Source organism: Rhodococcus artemisiae (genome assembly GCF_036327795.1).
GTDB classification, from domain to species: Bacteria; Actinomycetota; Actinomycetes; order Mycobacteriales; family Mycobacteriaceae; genus Rhodococcus; species Rhodococcus artemisiae.
Window position 1 is genome coordinate 551,650 of sequence record NZ_JAUTXY010000001.1, and the last position, 13,971, is coordinate 565,620.

The window sequence follows — 13,971 nt, forward strand, 5'->3', positions numbered from 1 at the left end:
CCCCGGCCGACGACGCACGGTCACACTTCCTGGCGGCGCATCCACCACACGGTTCCGGCGGTGAACACAAGGATGTAGCCCGCGAGCACCCACGCGGCGGTCGGGCCGCTCAGAATGTCCACGACACCTGGTGTCGCGTCACCCGCAGCGCCACCGCGAAGTGCACCGGCCAGCGACCCCGCCGCGGTGCCGGGCAGCCAGTCGGTCACCAACGTCATCGGTTCGAGGACCGCACCGACGCCGCGCAGCAGATTCTCGACGACGAGGACCCATACCAGCCCGAGCCCGACCGACAGGGCGGGTCCACGCGCGACCGCGCCGATCAGCGCCCCGGCACTCGTCCTATCCCCAGAATCAATGCACCGGCGCCGAGCGCTTTGCAGTAGTGACCCGAGGTCCGGCAGTGCCGCAGATCGGGATTCGACGCCCGCGATGAGCGCCGCGACCCCCAGATCGATCACGCACACGACGACCAGGAGGACGAGCACCACGGCACCGAGCACCGTCAAGGTCGCACCGACCACCGCAATCCGCGACGGCCCCTGCGTGAAGGCCGTCTTCCAGGTGTCCCAGCCGTACCCACTGCCGAAGGTGAGGGCGCCGAGTATCAGCATCAGGGCGCCGCCGAACATCGCCATCCCCTGGGTGAAGACCGAGGGCACGACGCCCGGCAGCATCTGGTCCAGCAGCACCTCCGCGGGTGCAGTGCTCGACAGACCGGTCGTTCCCCCGGTTCGGAAGGTGATGTAGTTGAAGACGTACAGGAAGACGAAGTTCAGTACGATCCACGAGGCGAGCGGTACCCACATCGTCGGCCATGTCCGCAGACGCTGCAGCTCCGCGCGAGTCCCGGCAATCAAGGTGTTCATGACAGCTCCTGCCTGGTGTCGATGGCCGTACGGTCGGCGGTCATACGGAAGAACACGTCTTCCAGCGACTGCTCACGGCGGGTCAGTTCGTGCAGTTCGATCCCGGCACCGACCAATGCCCGCACCAGCGCGGGAGTCCGATCCGCATCGATGTCGACGATCAGTACGTCCCGCTCACGCGTCAGCGCGTCCGCTGGTACCAGCGCCGCAACCACGTCGTGTGCCGGTTCGATGGGCTCCGCCCGGACGGTCGGTCTGCTGCCGCCGCGCAGGTCGGCAACGGTCGATTCAGCGACTAGCAGACCGCGTGAAATGACTCCGACGCGGTCGCACACCTCCTGGACCTCGGCGAGCATGTGGCTCGACAACAGCACGGCGTGACCGTGGTCGGCGAGGTCTACGACGAGTTCACGTATCTCGGCCATCCCGGCGGGGTCCAGCCCGTTGGTGGGCTCGTCGAGGATCAGCAACTCCGGCTCGCCGAGCAATGCGGCACCCACGCCGAGTCGCTGCTTCATCCCGAGCGAGTAGGTGCGGTACCGGTCCTCTCCGCGGTCCAACAGCCCGACACGGTGCAGTGCCGCCTCGACATACGTGTCCTGCATCGACAGAGTCCACGGCGGTCTGCGTGCCGTGTCGCTTGGTCAGTCGGTCTGTGACCACGATTTCGTTCGACATGATTCGACGATGCGCCGTACGGGCAAGTATGCACATCGGCCGCGAGGCGTCACATGAAGTACGTGTCGCGGACCACGGGTCATCGGCCCGGCGCGAGGATCTCGGCGACGCGTCGGAACATCTGATCGGCGGGGTGGGCCTTCGGCGCGACGTCGGATTCGTTCATGTAGACGACGACGGTCGCCCCCGAGTCGGGGTTGTGGAAGATGGCCGCAGTGAAACCGAGGCCTTCGCCGTTGTGCCCCCACCAACCTGCCGTCTCGCCGATTCCGAGTGCGTAGATGTCGTACGGTGGCCCCACGTCCAACGGCGCCCCTTGTTGCCGCTCGGCTTGGGTGTCCGGCTGCAGGAGCGTGCCAGCGGCAAGGACCTCGCCCCACACTCGACCGTCGTCGAGGTTGCTGATCATGGAGCCGGCCGGCCCGAAGATGGACAGGTTGTCCGGCTGCTCCTCGAGACCTCCCTCACCCGCTGCGTACCCGCGTGGATGTGGATCGGCCCACTGCGCGACGTCGAGGACGTACTTGCTGCCGTCCAGCCCGAGGGCCCTCAGGATGCGCTCGTCGAGCACGTCGGCGAACTGCTGACCGGTTGCCTGCTCGACGACGGCGCCGAGCAGGTTGGTGTTCGCGTTGGTGTAGACCTTCTTCTCCCCGGGTGCGAACTCCGCCGGCGCACCGAGCACGAAACTGTTCAACTCGTCGAGCGTGAAGATCCTCGCGGGGTCCTCGGAGAACACCTCGACGAATCTGTCGTCGGTGTAGTCGGCGTTGCCACTGGACATCCCGGCAAGTTCTCGGAGAGTGATCCTGCCCCCGTCCGTGACGCCGTCCACGTACTGGTCGATCGTGTCGTCGAGACCGATCGTGCCCTCGTCCACCAATTGGAGGATGAGGGTGACGGTGTACGACTTGGTGATACTCCGCAGTGGCCAGGTCATGTCTGTGGTGACAGCGACCTCGCCCTCGATGTCGGCGGTGCCGACCGTCGCAATCCAGGTGCCTTCACCCGGAACCCATACGCCCACGGCGGCGCCGGGCACCCCGTATTCTGTCACCGTCCGATCGAGTGCGCCCTGCAGTGCTGTCCGGAGGGGGTCGGGGAGCGTCCCTTCGGGCGCAGCCGGTCGGGTGACAGTGGCCGACCGGGCGGGTACCCGTTCGTCGCCCGGGGGCGTCGAGCACGCCGCAGCGAGGACGGCGACGGTCGCCACGGAGACGAGGGTGATCAGTGAGCGCGAGAGTCGCGCCGTACCGTGCAGATCGATGGTCATGCGACATCCCCAGTTGTGTCGTCCACCAGAGCGCTGGGACAGCGGCGCGCCTTCAGCATGACGTGTCTGCGAGGTTTCCATATGCGGTTCACGCCATCGGCCTCGAGGCGTGGCTGCTGGTGCTCGTCGCACTGGCGGAGATCATTCGGCAACGCCGCACGGCCCGCCTGGCCCGGCAGGAACGACTGGCGGCCGCCGAGCGGTCGGCCGTGGAGGAACGTCGACGACATGCGAGCGAGGAACGCCTCGAGATCGCGCGCGAACTGCACGACGTGCTGGCACCCAGTCTGTCGTTGATCCACGTGCAGTCGTCGGTCGCGCTCGCGTTGTTCGATGCACATCCCGAGCAGGCGCGTCCCGCTCTGAGCACGATCAAAATCACCAGCCGCGAGGCGATCGACGAGGTACACGCGCTTCTCGCCTCGTTGCGCAGTGGCGGCGAGGGAGTGCCCACGCCGGCCCCCCGGATCGCGGATCTCGATGCTGTCGTCGACCGCGCACGTGCTGCCGGAGTGGAAGTCGAGACCCAGGTGCGCGGTGTGCCGGTCCGCCTGCCGAATCTCATCGATGTCGCCGCGACGCGGATCGTGCAGGAGTCTCTGACGAACGTGGCGCGCCACGCGGGCGGCGCACCCGCGACCGTGACCGTCACATATACCGCGCAGCGCCTCCTGATCAGCGTCGACAATCGCTTCGGCACCAAGGTTCCGCCGACGCTCGAGGAGCCCGGTCCATCCGACGTCGGCGGCGGCAACGGTATCGCCGGCATGCGTGAGCGGGCACGGGCACTCGGCGGTACGTTCTCGGCGGGACCGCGGCCCGACGGCGGTTTCCGGGTTCGCGCCGCGTGGCCACTCCCCCACGAGTACGAGGTGGCCGGATGACGATCCGGGTTGTGGTGGCCGACGATCAGGCGCTCGTACGGTACGGGTCGTGGCAGAGGGAGATGCGTTGCTCTCACCGTCGGTGACACGAAAGTTGGTGGCGGAGTTCGCCGCACACACGAAGCAGGCGCCGCCCGCGCCGGGACTCGAGCGGCTCACCGACAGGGAGCGGGAGGTGATGGTTCTGGTCGCCGAGGGCCTGACCAACCGTGAGATCGGCGACCGACTGTTCCTGAGCCCCGCGACGGTGCGCACCCATGTGAGCCGGATCTTGCTCGAGCTCGGTGCGCGGGACCGGACCCAGTTGGTGGTGCTGGCCTACGAGTCCGGTCTGGTGCGGCCCGGATGGCAGGAGGGTTGACCGTTCGACCGAAGCCGTTCCGCCTGTTGTGAGGGTATCGGCGCACTAGACTGCGGGTGCGCGACCGTCCGTACAGCGATATGGGAGCACACATGAAATCAGTCGACCCGTACCTGAATTTCAACGGCAATACCGAAGAAGTGTTCACCTTCTACCAATCCGTTTTCGGCGGGGAACTGCAGCTGGCACGCTTCAGCGACATGGACACCGGCGACATGGAGCTGACCGAGGAACAGAAGAATGGCGTCGCACACGTCGCGCTCCCGTTGGGGGACAGCATGCTCATGGGATCCGACGTACCCGGGGCGATGGGCACTGTCACCGCCGGAACGAATTTCGCGATCTCGATCGACGCCGACAGCACCGAGGAAGCAGACCGGGTGTTCGGCGGACTGTCCGAGGGCGGTGAGGTGTCCATGCCACTGGGGAAGGTGGAATGGGCCGAGCGCTTCGGCATGTGCACAGACAAGTACGGCGTGCAGTGGATGATCGGCTACACCGGGGACGTGGTGTTCGGCGCACCCTGACCCTTCGGCGCACCCTGATCATTCGTCGTGTCGGTCAGTGTCCGGGTAGTACACAGGCGGTGTCCAACCCGAGCACGTGATTGAGCCGGCCGAACGCCAGCCACGATCCGATGCTCATCGACAACTCGACGATCTCGGCGTCGGTGAACTGGGCCTTCATCCGCACCCAGAACTCGTCGTCGAGACCGTGGTGATCGAGCGCGTATCGCTCGGCGTACTCGGTGGCCAGTCGTGTTCGCGCGTCGAAGTGCTCGGTGGTGCGCCAGTTCTCGACGTCTCGGTCGAAACCGGGCTCCACCTTGATACCGTCCCGTTCGGTGCGCCAGTCCTGGCAGAAGACACATCCGTTGATCTGCGCGATCCGCAGCCGCGCGGCTTCGAACGCGCGCAGGTCGAGGGTCGAGTGCTCGTATACGGAGAGCGAGAACTGGGAAGCGGGGATCCCGATACCGGGGACCATCTCGGCCCAGACATAGCCGATCGGGTCCTTGTCATCGGGGATGTCGATGATCATGCGGGGGCTCCTTCCGCGGCTGTGAGTTTGCCGGTAGCGGGGCGCAGCGGAACTTCGAGCGCGTCGTAGAGGCCGGGTTCGTGCTCGACGAGCCAGTCGATCGCGCCGACGAGCCGACCCACCGCCGTCGCATTCCCGCCTGCCGCCCGACTCCCTCCTTCGTCGTCGGCCTCGATACTGACTTCGATCCGAGGTCGTCCCTCGATGATCACCCGGTGTGCGCCCGCACCGCCGTCGGGTGGGGTCGGCCAGTCAGGCGCGCAACTCGGGTGGATGCGGGTGACGTGTTCGATGACGATTCGGGGCTGTCCGCCGACGATGCCCTGCAGTTCGAATCGCACCGCGCCCTGTGTGCCCGCCTCGAAATCGCCCATCGTCGCAGTGGTGATGGTGTTGTCGAGGGCCCGCCGGTCGAAGACCTCGCGGATCTCGTCGAGTTCGACGCCGAGGCCTCGCGCCATCAACCGCACCTGTCCGCCCCACACCATCGTGGGAACCGACGGTGCGAGCATCGGAGGTTCGTAGTCCATCGGCTGACCCATCCCGACGAGGTATCGCACCGAGTCGGGCTGGTCGTAGGTCGAGTAATCGAAGATCTCCTGGCAGCGGATACCGTCGACCGTCGTGCCGAGTCCGCTGAGCAACAACGGCAGCACGTCGTTGCCCCACCCGGGATCGATACCCGACACAAACAGCGACCCACCTGCCTCTTCGATCACCGCCAGGACCGGCTCTCTCATCTCGGGCGGTGCACTGCGGTGGTCGTAGAGCGGGAACAGCGCGGGTGTGACGACGACGGCACCGGTGCGCAGCGCACGGAGGATGTCGGCGAATGCGCCGTCGGGGCGGATATCTCCGGTCGCCGCGTACACGATGGCGGCGGGGCCCTCGGACAGCACGGCGTCGATATCTGCTCTCGCCCTGACACCGAGCTCACGGCCGAGCTCACCCAGGTCCCCGGCGTCACGCCCGACCTTCTCCGGGTTGTGGACGAGAACCGCTGTGAGCTCGAGCTCGGGGTGCGCATCGACGGCGCGGATCGCCGCGCGCCCGACGTTTCCTGTGCCCCAGACGACTGTGGAGATCATGGCTGCGCACATTACGACACTGGAACAGGTTCTCGTGGCGGATCAGGACAATTCGGAGGGAACCTGTCCGGCAGCGCACTCAGTGGATGACCAGCGCCATCGCGAAACCATCCCAGTTCTTCGCCCCCACCGTCTGCAGTGCAGTCGCGTCGAGGCGAGGTTCGGATGCGAACAATGCGAGGACATCCCGAGACGCACGGACCCGCTCGTCGTCCTCGTCCGGATCCGCGATCGCACCGCCGCGGACGATGTTGTCGACGATGATGACGCTGCCCGGGCGGGTGAGCCGCAGTGCCTCGCGCACGTAGTTGGAATTGTTCTCCTTGTCCGCGTCGATGAACACGAGATCGAACGGGCCCTCGAGATGCGGCAACGAGTCCAGGGCGGGGCCGACGCGGATGTCGACGACTCCGCCGACCCCGGCACGGTCCAGGTTCGTACGGGCAACCTCGGCGTGGCGGGGCTCGAATTCGAGTGTGATCACGCGCCCTTCGTCGCCGACGGCCCGCGCGAGCCAGATCGTGCTGTATCCACCGAGCGTGCCGATCTCGAGGATCGTCCGTGCTCCCATCGCGCGCGCAAGCAGGTGCAGGAACTTCCCCTGCATGCGTGAGACGTCGATGGCCGGCAGACCGGCCTCGGCGTTCGCCGCTAGCGCGGACTCGGTGGCTCGATCGTTGCCGATGAGGAGGTCGGAGAGGTAGGTGTCGGTACGTTCCCAATCAGGAGCCATGGACCCAGTGTCCCCTGTCACAGGGTCCCCCGTCGCCGCCTCATCGGCAGCCGTCGGTCTTTTCAGCGGCGGGTCGCTGCGAGAACCTCGTTCACCGCGTCACCGACCGGTACCTCGCGGGCCTCTCCGGTGAAGCGGTCGCGCAGTTCGACATGTCCGTCGGCGAAACCGCGGCCGACCACGACGACGAGCGGCATTCCGAGCAGTTCGGAGTCCTTGAACTTCACGCCCGGAGATGCCTTGCGGTCGTCGAAGAGCAGGTCGATGCCGGCGTCGGAGAGTTCCTGCGCGAGGGCCTCGGCGCCCGCGCGGGCCTGCTCGTCCTTGTTGGCGATCACGAGGTGCACGTCGAACGGCGCGATCTCAGCGGGCCAGCGCAGTCCCTTGTCGTCGTGCTGCTGCTCGGCGACCACGGCGACGAGTCGCGAGACACCGACGCCGTAGGAGCCCATGGTGGGACGCACAGGCTTACCGTTCTCACCGAGGACGTTCACCTCGAAAGCGTCGGTGTACTTGCGACCGAGCTGGAACACGTGGCCGATCTCGATGCCGCGGGCGGACACGAGCGGACCTGCGCCGTCGGGCGACGGGTCGCCGTCGCGCACCTCGGCCGCCTCGATCGTGCCGTCCGGTACGAAGTCGCGGCCGGCGACGAGCCCGAACACGTGCTTGCCGTGTTGGTCGGCGCCGGTGATCCAGGAGCTGCCGTCGACGACCCGGGGGTCGACGAGGTAGCGCACGCCGTTGGCCAGCAATGCCTCGGGCCCGATGTACCCCTTGACGAGGAACGGATTGGCGGCGAAGTCGGACTCGCCGAGCAGCGCGAACTCGGCCGGCTCGAGGGAGGCTTCGAGGCGCTTGTCGTCGACCTCGCGGTCGCCCGGAACGCCGATCCCGAGGAGCTCCCACTCGCCGCCGGGCTGCCGCACCTTCACGAGGATGTTCTTGAGCGTCTCGGACGCGTCGACCTCGCGGCCGAGGATGTGTGAGGACGCTGCGACGAGGGTGTCGATCGTGGGGGTGTCGGGGGTGTCGTGGACGACCGCCTCCGGCCGGCCTTCGATCGGAATGGGTGCCGGTGCCAGGGTCTTCACGGCCTCGACGTTGGCCGCGTACCCGGATTCGAGGCACCGCACGTAGGTGTCCTCACCCGCGGGCGACTCGGCGAGGAACTCTTCCGAGGCGCTGCCGCCCATCGCGCCGGACGTCGCCGACACGATCACATACTTCACGCCGAGGCGCGCGAAGATCCGCTCGTAGGCGTCGCGGTGCGCGCGGTACGACTCGGCGAGCCCCTCGTCGGTGAGGTCGAAGCTGTACGAGTCCTTCATGGTGAACTCGCGGCCCCGGAGGATGCCGGCGCGCGGCCGCTCCTCGTCGCGGTACTTGGTCTGGATCTGGTAGAGCGTGACCGGGAAGTCCTTGTACGAGTTGTATTCGCCCTTCACGGTGAGCGCGAACAGCTCCTCGTGGGTGGGCCCGAGCAGGTAGTCACCGCCCTTGCGGTCCTTCAGGCGGAAGAGGCTGTCGCCGTACTCGGTCCAGCGGTTCGTCGTCTCGTAGGGGTCGCGCGGCAGGAGCGCGGGCAGGGAGATCTCCTGTGCGCCGAAACTGTTCATCTCTTCGCGGACGACCCGCTCCACCTGCCGCAGCACCTTCAGGCCCAGAGGCAGCCACGAGTACACGCCCGGCGCGATGCGGCGCACGTAGCCGGCGCGGACGAGCAGCTTGTGGCTGGCGACCTCGGCGTCTGCCGGATCGTCGCGGAGCGTGCGGAGGAACAGGTGCGACATGCGGGTGATCACGATCGGTCAGCCTACCTCGCGACCCGATCCACCCGATCGGTACGGTTGTCGTTTGTGCTGGTACTTCTTCCCCCGTCCGAGACGAAGTCCGACGGCGGCGACGGCGCCCCGCTCGATCTCGGTGACCTGTCGATGCCGCAACTGACCGAGACACGCGAACTACTGGTGCAGGCCCTGGTCGACCTCGCCGCTGATCCGGAGGCGTCGTGTCGGGCCCTCGGATTGGGTGCCACCCGGTTCGAGGAGGTCGAACGGAACGCGAAACTGTGGGTCTCCCCGACCCGGCCGGCGCTCTTGCGCTACACGGGAGTGCTGTTCGATGCGCTCGACGCCGCGTCCTTCACCAAGGCCCAACGTGACAAGGCCTACCGTCGACTGGGCATCGGGTCCGCGCTGTTCGGTGCGGTCCGTGCGGCCGACCCGGTTCCCGCGTACCGACTGTCGGGCGGATCGAAGCTGCCCGGTTTCGGGACACTCGCGGCGCTGTGGCGCCCGGAACTGTCCGACGCGATCGTGACGGAGGCCGACGGTGATCTCGTCGTCGACCTGCGCTCGGGTGTCTATCAGCAGCTCGGTCCGGTGCCCGGTGCGGTGACAGCCACGGTGCTCACCGAGCAGCCCGATGGCACCCGCAAGGTGGTCAGCCACTTCAACAAACATCACAAGGGCCTGCTTGCGAGAGCGCTCGTGCTCACTCGCGCCGAGCCGATCGACGTCAAGGGTGTGGCTCGGGTCGCGTCGAAGGCCGGGCTGCGGGTCGAGGTCGAATCGCCGACCGAGTTGATCGTCCTGACATGAAACGAAACCGGCCCCGCCGACGGGGCCGGTCGGGAGTTCGGCACGTCAGGTGGTCTGGACCGACTTCTCGGCTTCCTGTGCCTGCGCAACCTGTTCGGGTGTGAACCGGATGAACAACGCCGAGATACCCGCGATCACCGCACATACCGCGCAGCCCACGAGCGCGAACATGTAGCCCGCGCCCTGTGCGGCGAGCTGGGCCTCTGTCATGTCGGCGACTGCGCCGGAGGTACCACCGAGCGACAACGTCTTCGACGTCGCCATCGCCCCGATGATGCCGAGACCGACGGGCCCGCCGAGCGTCTGAGCGACCTGTGCGATCGCAGACAGTGGTCCGATCTCGTGCGACCCCACCCCTGCAATCGCGCACAAGGGCAGCGGGACCACGGCGAGTCCGACGCCGAACCCGACGACGAGCACCAACACGAACAGGGTGGGAAGGTAGCGGACGCTGCCGTCCATCGTGGACCCGTACAGCAGGCTCGCGGTCATGATCACGGTGCCGGTGACGATCAGCCACCGTGGCTCGATGCGCGCCACGAGCTTCGAGGACGCGGCAGCCGCAGCACCGAGACCGAACGCGAACGGCACGAACGCAAGACCCGCCTGCAGCGGGGTGTAGCCGAGGACGTCCTGTACGAACAGTGCAACGAATGCAGCGAGGCTGAACATCACCGCGCCCGCGAAGAAGATCGACACGAACACCGCAACGCGGTCCTTGTTGCGGAACAGGACGAACGGCAGCAGTGGATTCTCGGCGCGACGCTCGACCAGCAGGAAAACCCCGAGCAGCACGACACCGGCGACGAGTGCACCCACCACTGCGGGACTTCCCCAGCCCAGTTCAGGCCCTTCCGTCAACGCAAAAACCAGACCGGTGCAGCCCAGAGTCGCAAGAATTGCACCGGGTACGTCGAGCGCGAGCCGCTCGGCTGCGGTCTCTCGGAGCGCGATCACCGCGAGACCCACGATGAGCGCACCGATGGGCACGTTGATCAGGAAGATCCATCGCCACGACACCTGGGTGAGCGCCCCACCGAGGATGAGACCCGCAATGGACCCGACGCCCGTCATCGCGGCGAACACCGCAATCGCCCGGTTGCGGGCGGGTCCCGCCGCGAATGTAGTCGCTACGAGAGCAAGGGCGGTGGGCGACGCGACGGCCGCGCCGACGCCCTGCAGGGCACGCGCACCGATGAGCATCGCTTCGTTGTTCGCGAGGCCGCACAGCAGTGATGCAATTGTGAAGAGCCCGACACCGGCGATGAACATCTTCTTGCGGCCGTAGCTGTCGCCGAGGCGCCCGCCGAGCAGCATCAGGCCGCCGAAGGCCAGTGCGTACGAGGTGAGGACCCAGTTGCGGCCCGCGTCGGAGAGTTCGAGTTCGCTCTGCAGTGGCGCGAGAGCGAGGTTCGCAACGGTGCCGTCGAGCACGACCATGAGCTGGAGCCCACTCAGGACCAGAGTCGCCATGGCGACTGCGCGTGTCGTCAGCTGCTTCGATGGCTCGGTCACGTCACACACCTTCCACGGTGAAGCCCGCGACGGGGCCGATGACGATGATCGCGGGTGGACGGATACCTTCATCGCGCACGCGGGTGGCAACGGTGGCGAGGTCGGCACGCAACACTCGCTGGCTGCGCAGCGTTCCCTCCTGCACGACGGCCACCGGGGTATCGGCGGGGCGTCCACCAGCGAGCAAGGCGTCGGCGAACTGTTCGATACGCGCAACTGCCATCAGCAGCACGAGCGTGCCCCGAAGTTTCGCGAGCGCACCCCAGTCGGTCAACGAATCCGGATGGTCGGGTGCGACGTGGCCGCTGATCACCACGAACTCGTGGGTCACCCCCCGGTGAGTGACGGGGATTCCGGCGGCCGACGGCACCGAGATCGCACTGGTGATGCCCGGCACCACCGTCACCGGGACGCCTGCCTCGGCACACGCTTCGAGTTCTTCGAAGCCACGTCCGAATACGTACGGGTCGCCGCCTTTGAGCCGGACGACGAACTTCCCGGCGTTGGCGCGGTCGACGAGGATCTCGTTGATGACCTGCTGCGCCATCGCCCTGCCATAGGGCAGTTTCGCGGCGTCGATCACCTCGACGTGCGGGGCGAGTTCGGCGAGCAGCGGCTGCGGCGCCAGATGGTCTGCGACCACGACATCGGCCTGCGAGAGCAGGCGACGTCCTCGGACAGTGATCAGGTCCGGGTCACCCGGTCCGCCGCCCACCAGCGCGACACCGACCGGCTTGTTGCCGGTGTCGGAAATCCCGGAGGTGCCCGAACCTGCGAGTGCATCGAGGATCGAGGTGCGGACGGAGGCCGAACGTCGGTGGTCACCACCGGCCAGTACACCGACGGACAGACCGTCGTGCTGGGCAGTCGCGGGGGTGACCGCACTTCCCTCTCGCGCATTGTCGGCGCGCACGCAGAACACCCTGCGCCGTTCGGCTTCCGACACGACCGCCGCATTGGTGTCGGCTTCGTCGGTGCATGCCATCGCGTACCACGCGCCGTCGAGATCTCCCTCGACGTAGTCACGGAGTTCGAGGGTGATATTTCCCTTGGCGGCCATGCTCTCGATCACCGGCGTCGCTGCGCGCGCCACCACGTGGATGTCCGCGCCCGAGTAGGCGAGCAATCCGAGTCGACGCTGCGCGACGGACCCGCCTCCCACCACGACGACGCGGCGCCCGGACAGATTCAGGCCGACGAGATAATTCGTCTCGCCGACGCTCTCGGTTGGCACCCGGTGGTCCCCACTTTCCGATCCGATGTGAGTACAGGCCGGTCCGCTCCCCACTGGGCGCGGACCGGCCTGCGACGACTTTGTGTGACTGACAGACTGCCGGAGCTGTCAGACTGCTGCGGCCTCGACAGGAGCGGTCGGCACAGGATCGGACGCGACGTCGAGCTCGAGCGACTTGGTGCTCCAATTCCACACCTGCTCGAACAGCGCGGGATTCTCGGACAGTTTGATGCCCAGCGACGGAACCATCTCCTTCAGCTTCGGCTGCCATCCTGCCCACTGCTGCGGGAAGCACCGCTCGAGTACGTCGAGCATTGCAGGCACAGCGGTAGACGCGCCGGGCGACGCACCGAGGAGGCCCGCGATCGTTCCGTCGGCGGCGTTGACCACTGCAGTACCGAACTCGAGGACACCACCCGCGCCCTTACGCCGGATGACCTGGACGCGCTGACCGGCGACGATCAGCTCCCAGTCCTCGAGGCGAGCCTCGGGGGCGAACTCGGACAGCGTCACGATGCGGTCGGCGGGCGACTGGCTCAGCTCACTGACCAGGTACTTGACGAGGCCGAGTTCCGTCATGCCCACCCCTAGCATCGACATCAGGTTGTTCGGCTTGACCGACTTGGGCAGGTCCATCACGCCGCCCTGCTTGAGGAACTTCGGCGACCAACCGGCGTACGGACCGAAGAGCAGGCCCTGCTCACCGTTGATCACGCGGGTGTCGAGGTGGGGCACCGACATCGGAGGTGCACCGACGGCGGCCTTACCGTAGACCTTGGCGCTGTGCCGAGCGATGACCTCGGGGTTGGTGCAGCGCAGGAACGCACCCGAGACGGGGAACCCGCCGAAGCCCTTGGCCTCGGCGATACCCGACTTCTGAAGCAGGTGCAGTGCACCGCCGCCGGCACCGACGAACACGAACTTGGCGTGAACCTTGCGGGACTCACCGGTACGACGATTGCGGACCTTGACGATCCAGCTGCCGTCGGATTGCTTGGAGAGGTTGGTGACCTCGTGGCCGAAGAACACCGTGCCGCCGGACGCGGCGACGTTGTTGACGAGCTGCTTGGTGAGCGCACCGAAGTCGACGTCGGTGCCGGTTTCGGTCCAGTTCAGCGCGACCGGGTCGGAGAAGTCGCGGCCCTCGGCCATCAGCGGCAGGCGCTCGGAGAACCATTCGGGGCTCTCGGAGTACTCCATGTCGGCGAAGAGCGGGTGTCCGGCAAGGGCGTCGTAGCGGGCGCGCAGGTACTTCACGTTGTCGGCGCCGTGCACGAAGCTGACATGCGGAATCGGGTTGATGAAGTTCTTCGGATCCGACAGGATTCCCTTGTCGATCGCGTAGGCCCAGAACTGGCGCGATACCTGGAACTGCTCGTTGACGTTGATCGCCTTGGTGATGTCGACCGAGCCGTCGGGCTTCGCGGGGGTGTAGTTGAGCTCACACAGGGCGGAATGTCCGGTGCCCGCGTTGTTCCACGGGTCGCTGCTCTCCGCGGCGGCGGCGTCGAGCCGCTCGAACGCCGTGATGGACCACTCCGGCTGCAGCTGGCGCAGCAGCGCTCCGAGGGTCGCGCTCATGATGCCCGCGCCTACGAGCACTACATCGGTCTTCGCCTCTACGTTCTCTGACACTGGGAAATCGACTTCCTTGTCTGTTCGCACGCGCCGCCGCGGTGGTGGTCCGCCCGC

General features: G+C 67.0%; 13 protein-coding genes and 1 pseudogene. 4 read left to right on the forward strand and 10 right to left on the reverse strand.

What is annotated here, in order from left to right; translation table 11 throughout:
- Nucleotides 1–20: 20 nt before the first annotated feature.
- The 3 genes from Q7514_RS02730 to Q7514_RS02740 all read right to left on the reverse strand — a co-directional run bounded on the left by Q7514_RS02730 (nt 21) and on the right by Q7514_RS02740 (nt 2,820).
- Nucleotides 21–869 carry an ABC transporter permease gene (locus tag Q7514_RS02730; protein ID WP_330131707.1) on the reverse strand — a complete coding sequence of 283 codons (849 nt, stop codon included), beginning with the start codon at nt 867–869 and terminating at the stop codon, nt 21–23.
- Nucleotides 866–1,474: an ABC transporter ATP-binding protein gene (locus Q7514_RS02735; RefSeq protein ID WP_330131708.1), complete on the reverse strand. Its 609-nt coding sequence runs from the start codon at nt 1,472–1,474 to the stop codon at nt 866–868. Before Q7514_RS02735 ends, Q7514_RS02730 begins: the two co-directional genes overlap by 4 nt.
- 152 nt (nt 1,475–1,626) lie before the next feature.
- Nucleotides 1,627–2,820 carry a serine hydrolase domain-containing protein gene (locus Q7514_RS02740; RefSeq protein WP_330131709.1) on the reverse strand — a complete coding sequence of 398 codons (1,194 nt, stop codon included), beginning with the start codon at nt 2,818–2,820 and terminating at the stop codon, nt 1,627–1,629.
- 62 nt (nt 2,821–2,882) lie between these two features.
- On the opposite strand from Q7514_RS02740, the gene Q7514_RS02745 reads away from it, so the two are divergent.
- The 3 genes and pseudogenes from Q7514_RS02745 (at nt 2,883) to Q7514_RS02755 (ending at nt 4,592) form a co-directional block, all read left to right on the forward strand.
- Nucleotides 2,883–3,704 carry a sensor histidine kinase gene (locus Q7514_RS02745; RefSeq protein WP_330131710.1) on the forward strand — a complete coding sequence of 274 codons (822 nt, stop codon included), beginning with the start codon at nt 2,883–2,885 and terminating at the stop codon, nt 3,702–3,704.
- A 34-nt stretch (nt 3,705–3,738) separates the two neighbouring features.
- Nucleotides 3,739–4,065, forward strand: a pseudogene (locus Q7514_RS02750) (response regulator transcription factor); the annotation flags it as partial.
- Nucleotides 4,066–4,157: 92 nt separating this feature from the next.
- On the forward strand, nt 4,158–4,592 hold the full coding sequence (locus Q7514_RS02755) for a VOC family protein (RefSeq protein WP_330131711.1): 435 nt from the start codon (nt 4,158–4,160) through the stop codon (nt 4,590–4,592).
- 34 nt (nt 4,593–4,626) lie between these two features.
- Here the strand turns inward: Q7514_RS02755 and Q7514_RS02760 are convergent, their stop codons facing one another.
- The 4 genes from Q7514_RS02760 to Q7514_RS02775 form a co-directional block, all read right to left on the reverse strand.
- Nucleotides 4,627–5,106, reverse strand: a complete 480-nt coding sequence (locus Q7514_RS02760; protein ID WP_330131712.1) for a carboxymuconolactone decarboxylase family protein — start codon at nt 5,104–5,106, stop codon at nt 4,627–4,629.
- Nucleotides 5,103–6,194 carry an NAD(P)H-dependent amine dehydrogenase family protein gene (locus Q7514_RS02765; RefSeq protein ID WP_330131713.1) on the reverse strand — a complete coding sequence of 364 codons (1,092 nt, stop codon included), beginning with the start codon at nt 6,192–6,194 and terminating at the stop codon, nt 5,103–5,105. The genes Q7514_RS02760 and Q7514_RS02765 overlap by 4 nt, the downstream gene beginning before the upstream one ends.
- 79 nt (nt 6,195–6,273) lie before the next feature.
- Nucleotides 6,274–6,927: an O-methyltransferase gene (locus Q7514_RS02770; protein ID WP_330131714.1), complete on the reverse strand. Its 654-nt coding sequence runs from the start codon at nt 6,925–6,927 to the stop codon at nt 6,274–6,276.
- A gap of 62 nt (nt 6,928–6,989) precedes the next feature.
- The gene (locus Q7514_RS02775; RefSeq protein WP_330131715.1) at nt 6,990–8,732 is read right to left on the reverse strand and encodes a proline--tRNA ligase; all 1,743 of its coding nucleotides are present in this window, start codon (nt 8,730–8,732) and stop codon (nt 6,990–6,992) included.
- Between the two features lie 54 nt (nt 8,733–8,786).
- Between Q7514_RS02775 and yaaA the strand changes: the two genes are divergently transcribed.
- Nucleotides 8,787–9,530: a peroxide stress protein YaaA gene (gene yaaA / locus Q7514_RS02780; RefSeq protein ID WP_330131716.1), complete on the forward strand. Its 744-nt coding sequence runs from the start codon at nt 8,787–8,789 to the stop codon at nt 9,528–9,530.
- A 45-nt stretch (nt 9,531–9,575) separates the two neighbouring features.
- On the opposite strand, the gene Q7514_RS02785 is transcribed toward yaaA, so the two are convergent.
- From Q7514_RS02785 to mqo, 3 genes are all read right to left on the reverse strand, one after another.
- Complete coding sequence (locus tag Q7514_RS02785; RefSeq protein ID WP_330132001.1) at nt 9,576–11,003, reverse strand: MFS transporter; 1,428 nt, start codon at nt 11,001–11,003, stop codon at nt 9,576–9,578.
- A 43-nt stretch (nt 11,004–11,046) separates the two neighbouring features.
- Nucleotides 11,047–12,279: a uroporphyrinogen-III C-methyltransferase gene (gene cobA / locus Q7514_RS02790; protein WP_330131717.1), complete on the reverse strand. Its 1,233-nt coding sequence runs from the start codon at nt 12,277–12,279 to the stop codon at nt 11,047–11,049.
- A gap of 108 nt (nt 12,280–12,387) precedes the next feature.
- Nucleotides 12,388–13,914 (reverse strand): malate dehydrogenase (quinone), encoded by a 1,527-nt coding sequence (gene mqo, locus Q7514_RS02795; protein ID WP_330131718.1) that lies wholly within the window; start codon nt 13,912–13,914, stop codon nt 12,388–12,390.
- Between the last annotated feature and the right edge of the window lie 57 nt (nt 13,915–13,971).

Excerpts from the sequence above, each read along its gene's own strand:
- Q7514_RS02760 (WP_330131712.1), bottom strand. The coding sequence starts at position 5,106 with ATGATCATCGACATCCCCGATGACAAGGACCCGATCGGCTATGTCTGG.
- Q7514_RS02740 (WP_330131709.1), bottom strand. The coding sequence starts at position 2,820 with ATGACCATCGATCTGCACGGTACGGCGCGACTCTCGCGCTCACTGATC.
- Q7514_RS02755 (WP_330131711.1), top strand. The coding sequence starts at position 4,158 with ATGAAATCAGTCGACCCGTACCTGAATTTCAACGGCAATACCGAAGAA.
- Q7514_RS02785 (WP_330132001.1), bottom strand. The coding sequence starts at position 11,003 with ATGGCGACTCTGGTCCTGAGTGGGCTCCAGCTCATGGTCGTGCTCGAC.
- Q7514_RS02770 (WP_330131714.1), bottom strand. The coding sequence starts at position 6,927 with ATGGCTCCTGATTGGGAACGTACCGACACCTACCTCTCCGACCTCCTC.
- Q7514_RS02730 (WP_330131707.1), bottom strand. The coding sequence starts at position 869 with ATGAACACCTTGATTGCCGGGACTCGCGCGGAGCTGCAGCGTCTGCGG.
- Q7514_RS02765 (WP_330131713.1), bottom strand. The coding sequence starts at position 6,194 with ATGATCTCCACAGTCGTCTGGGGCACAGGAAACGTCGGGCGCGCGGCG.
- Q7514_RS02735 (WP_330131708.1), bottom strand. The coding sequence starts at position 1,474 with ATGCAGGACACGTATGTCGAGGCGGCACTGCACCGTGTCGGGCTGTTG.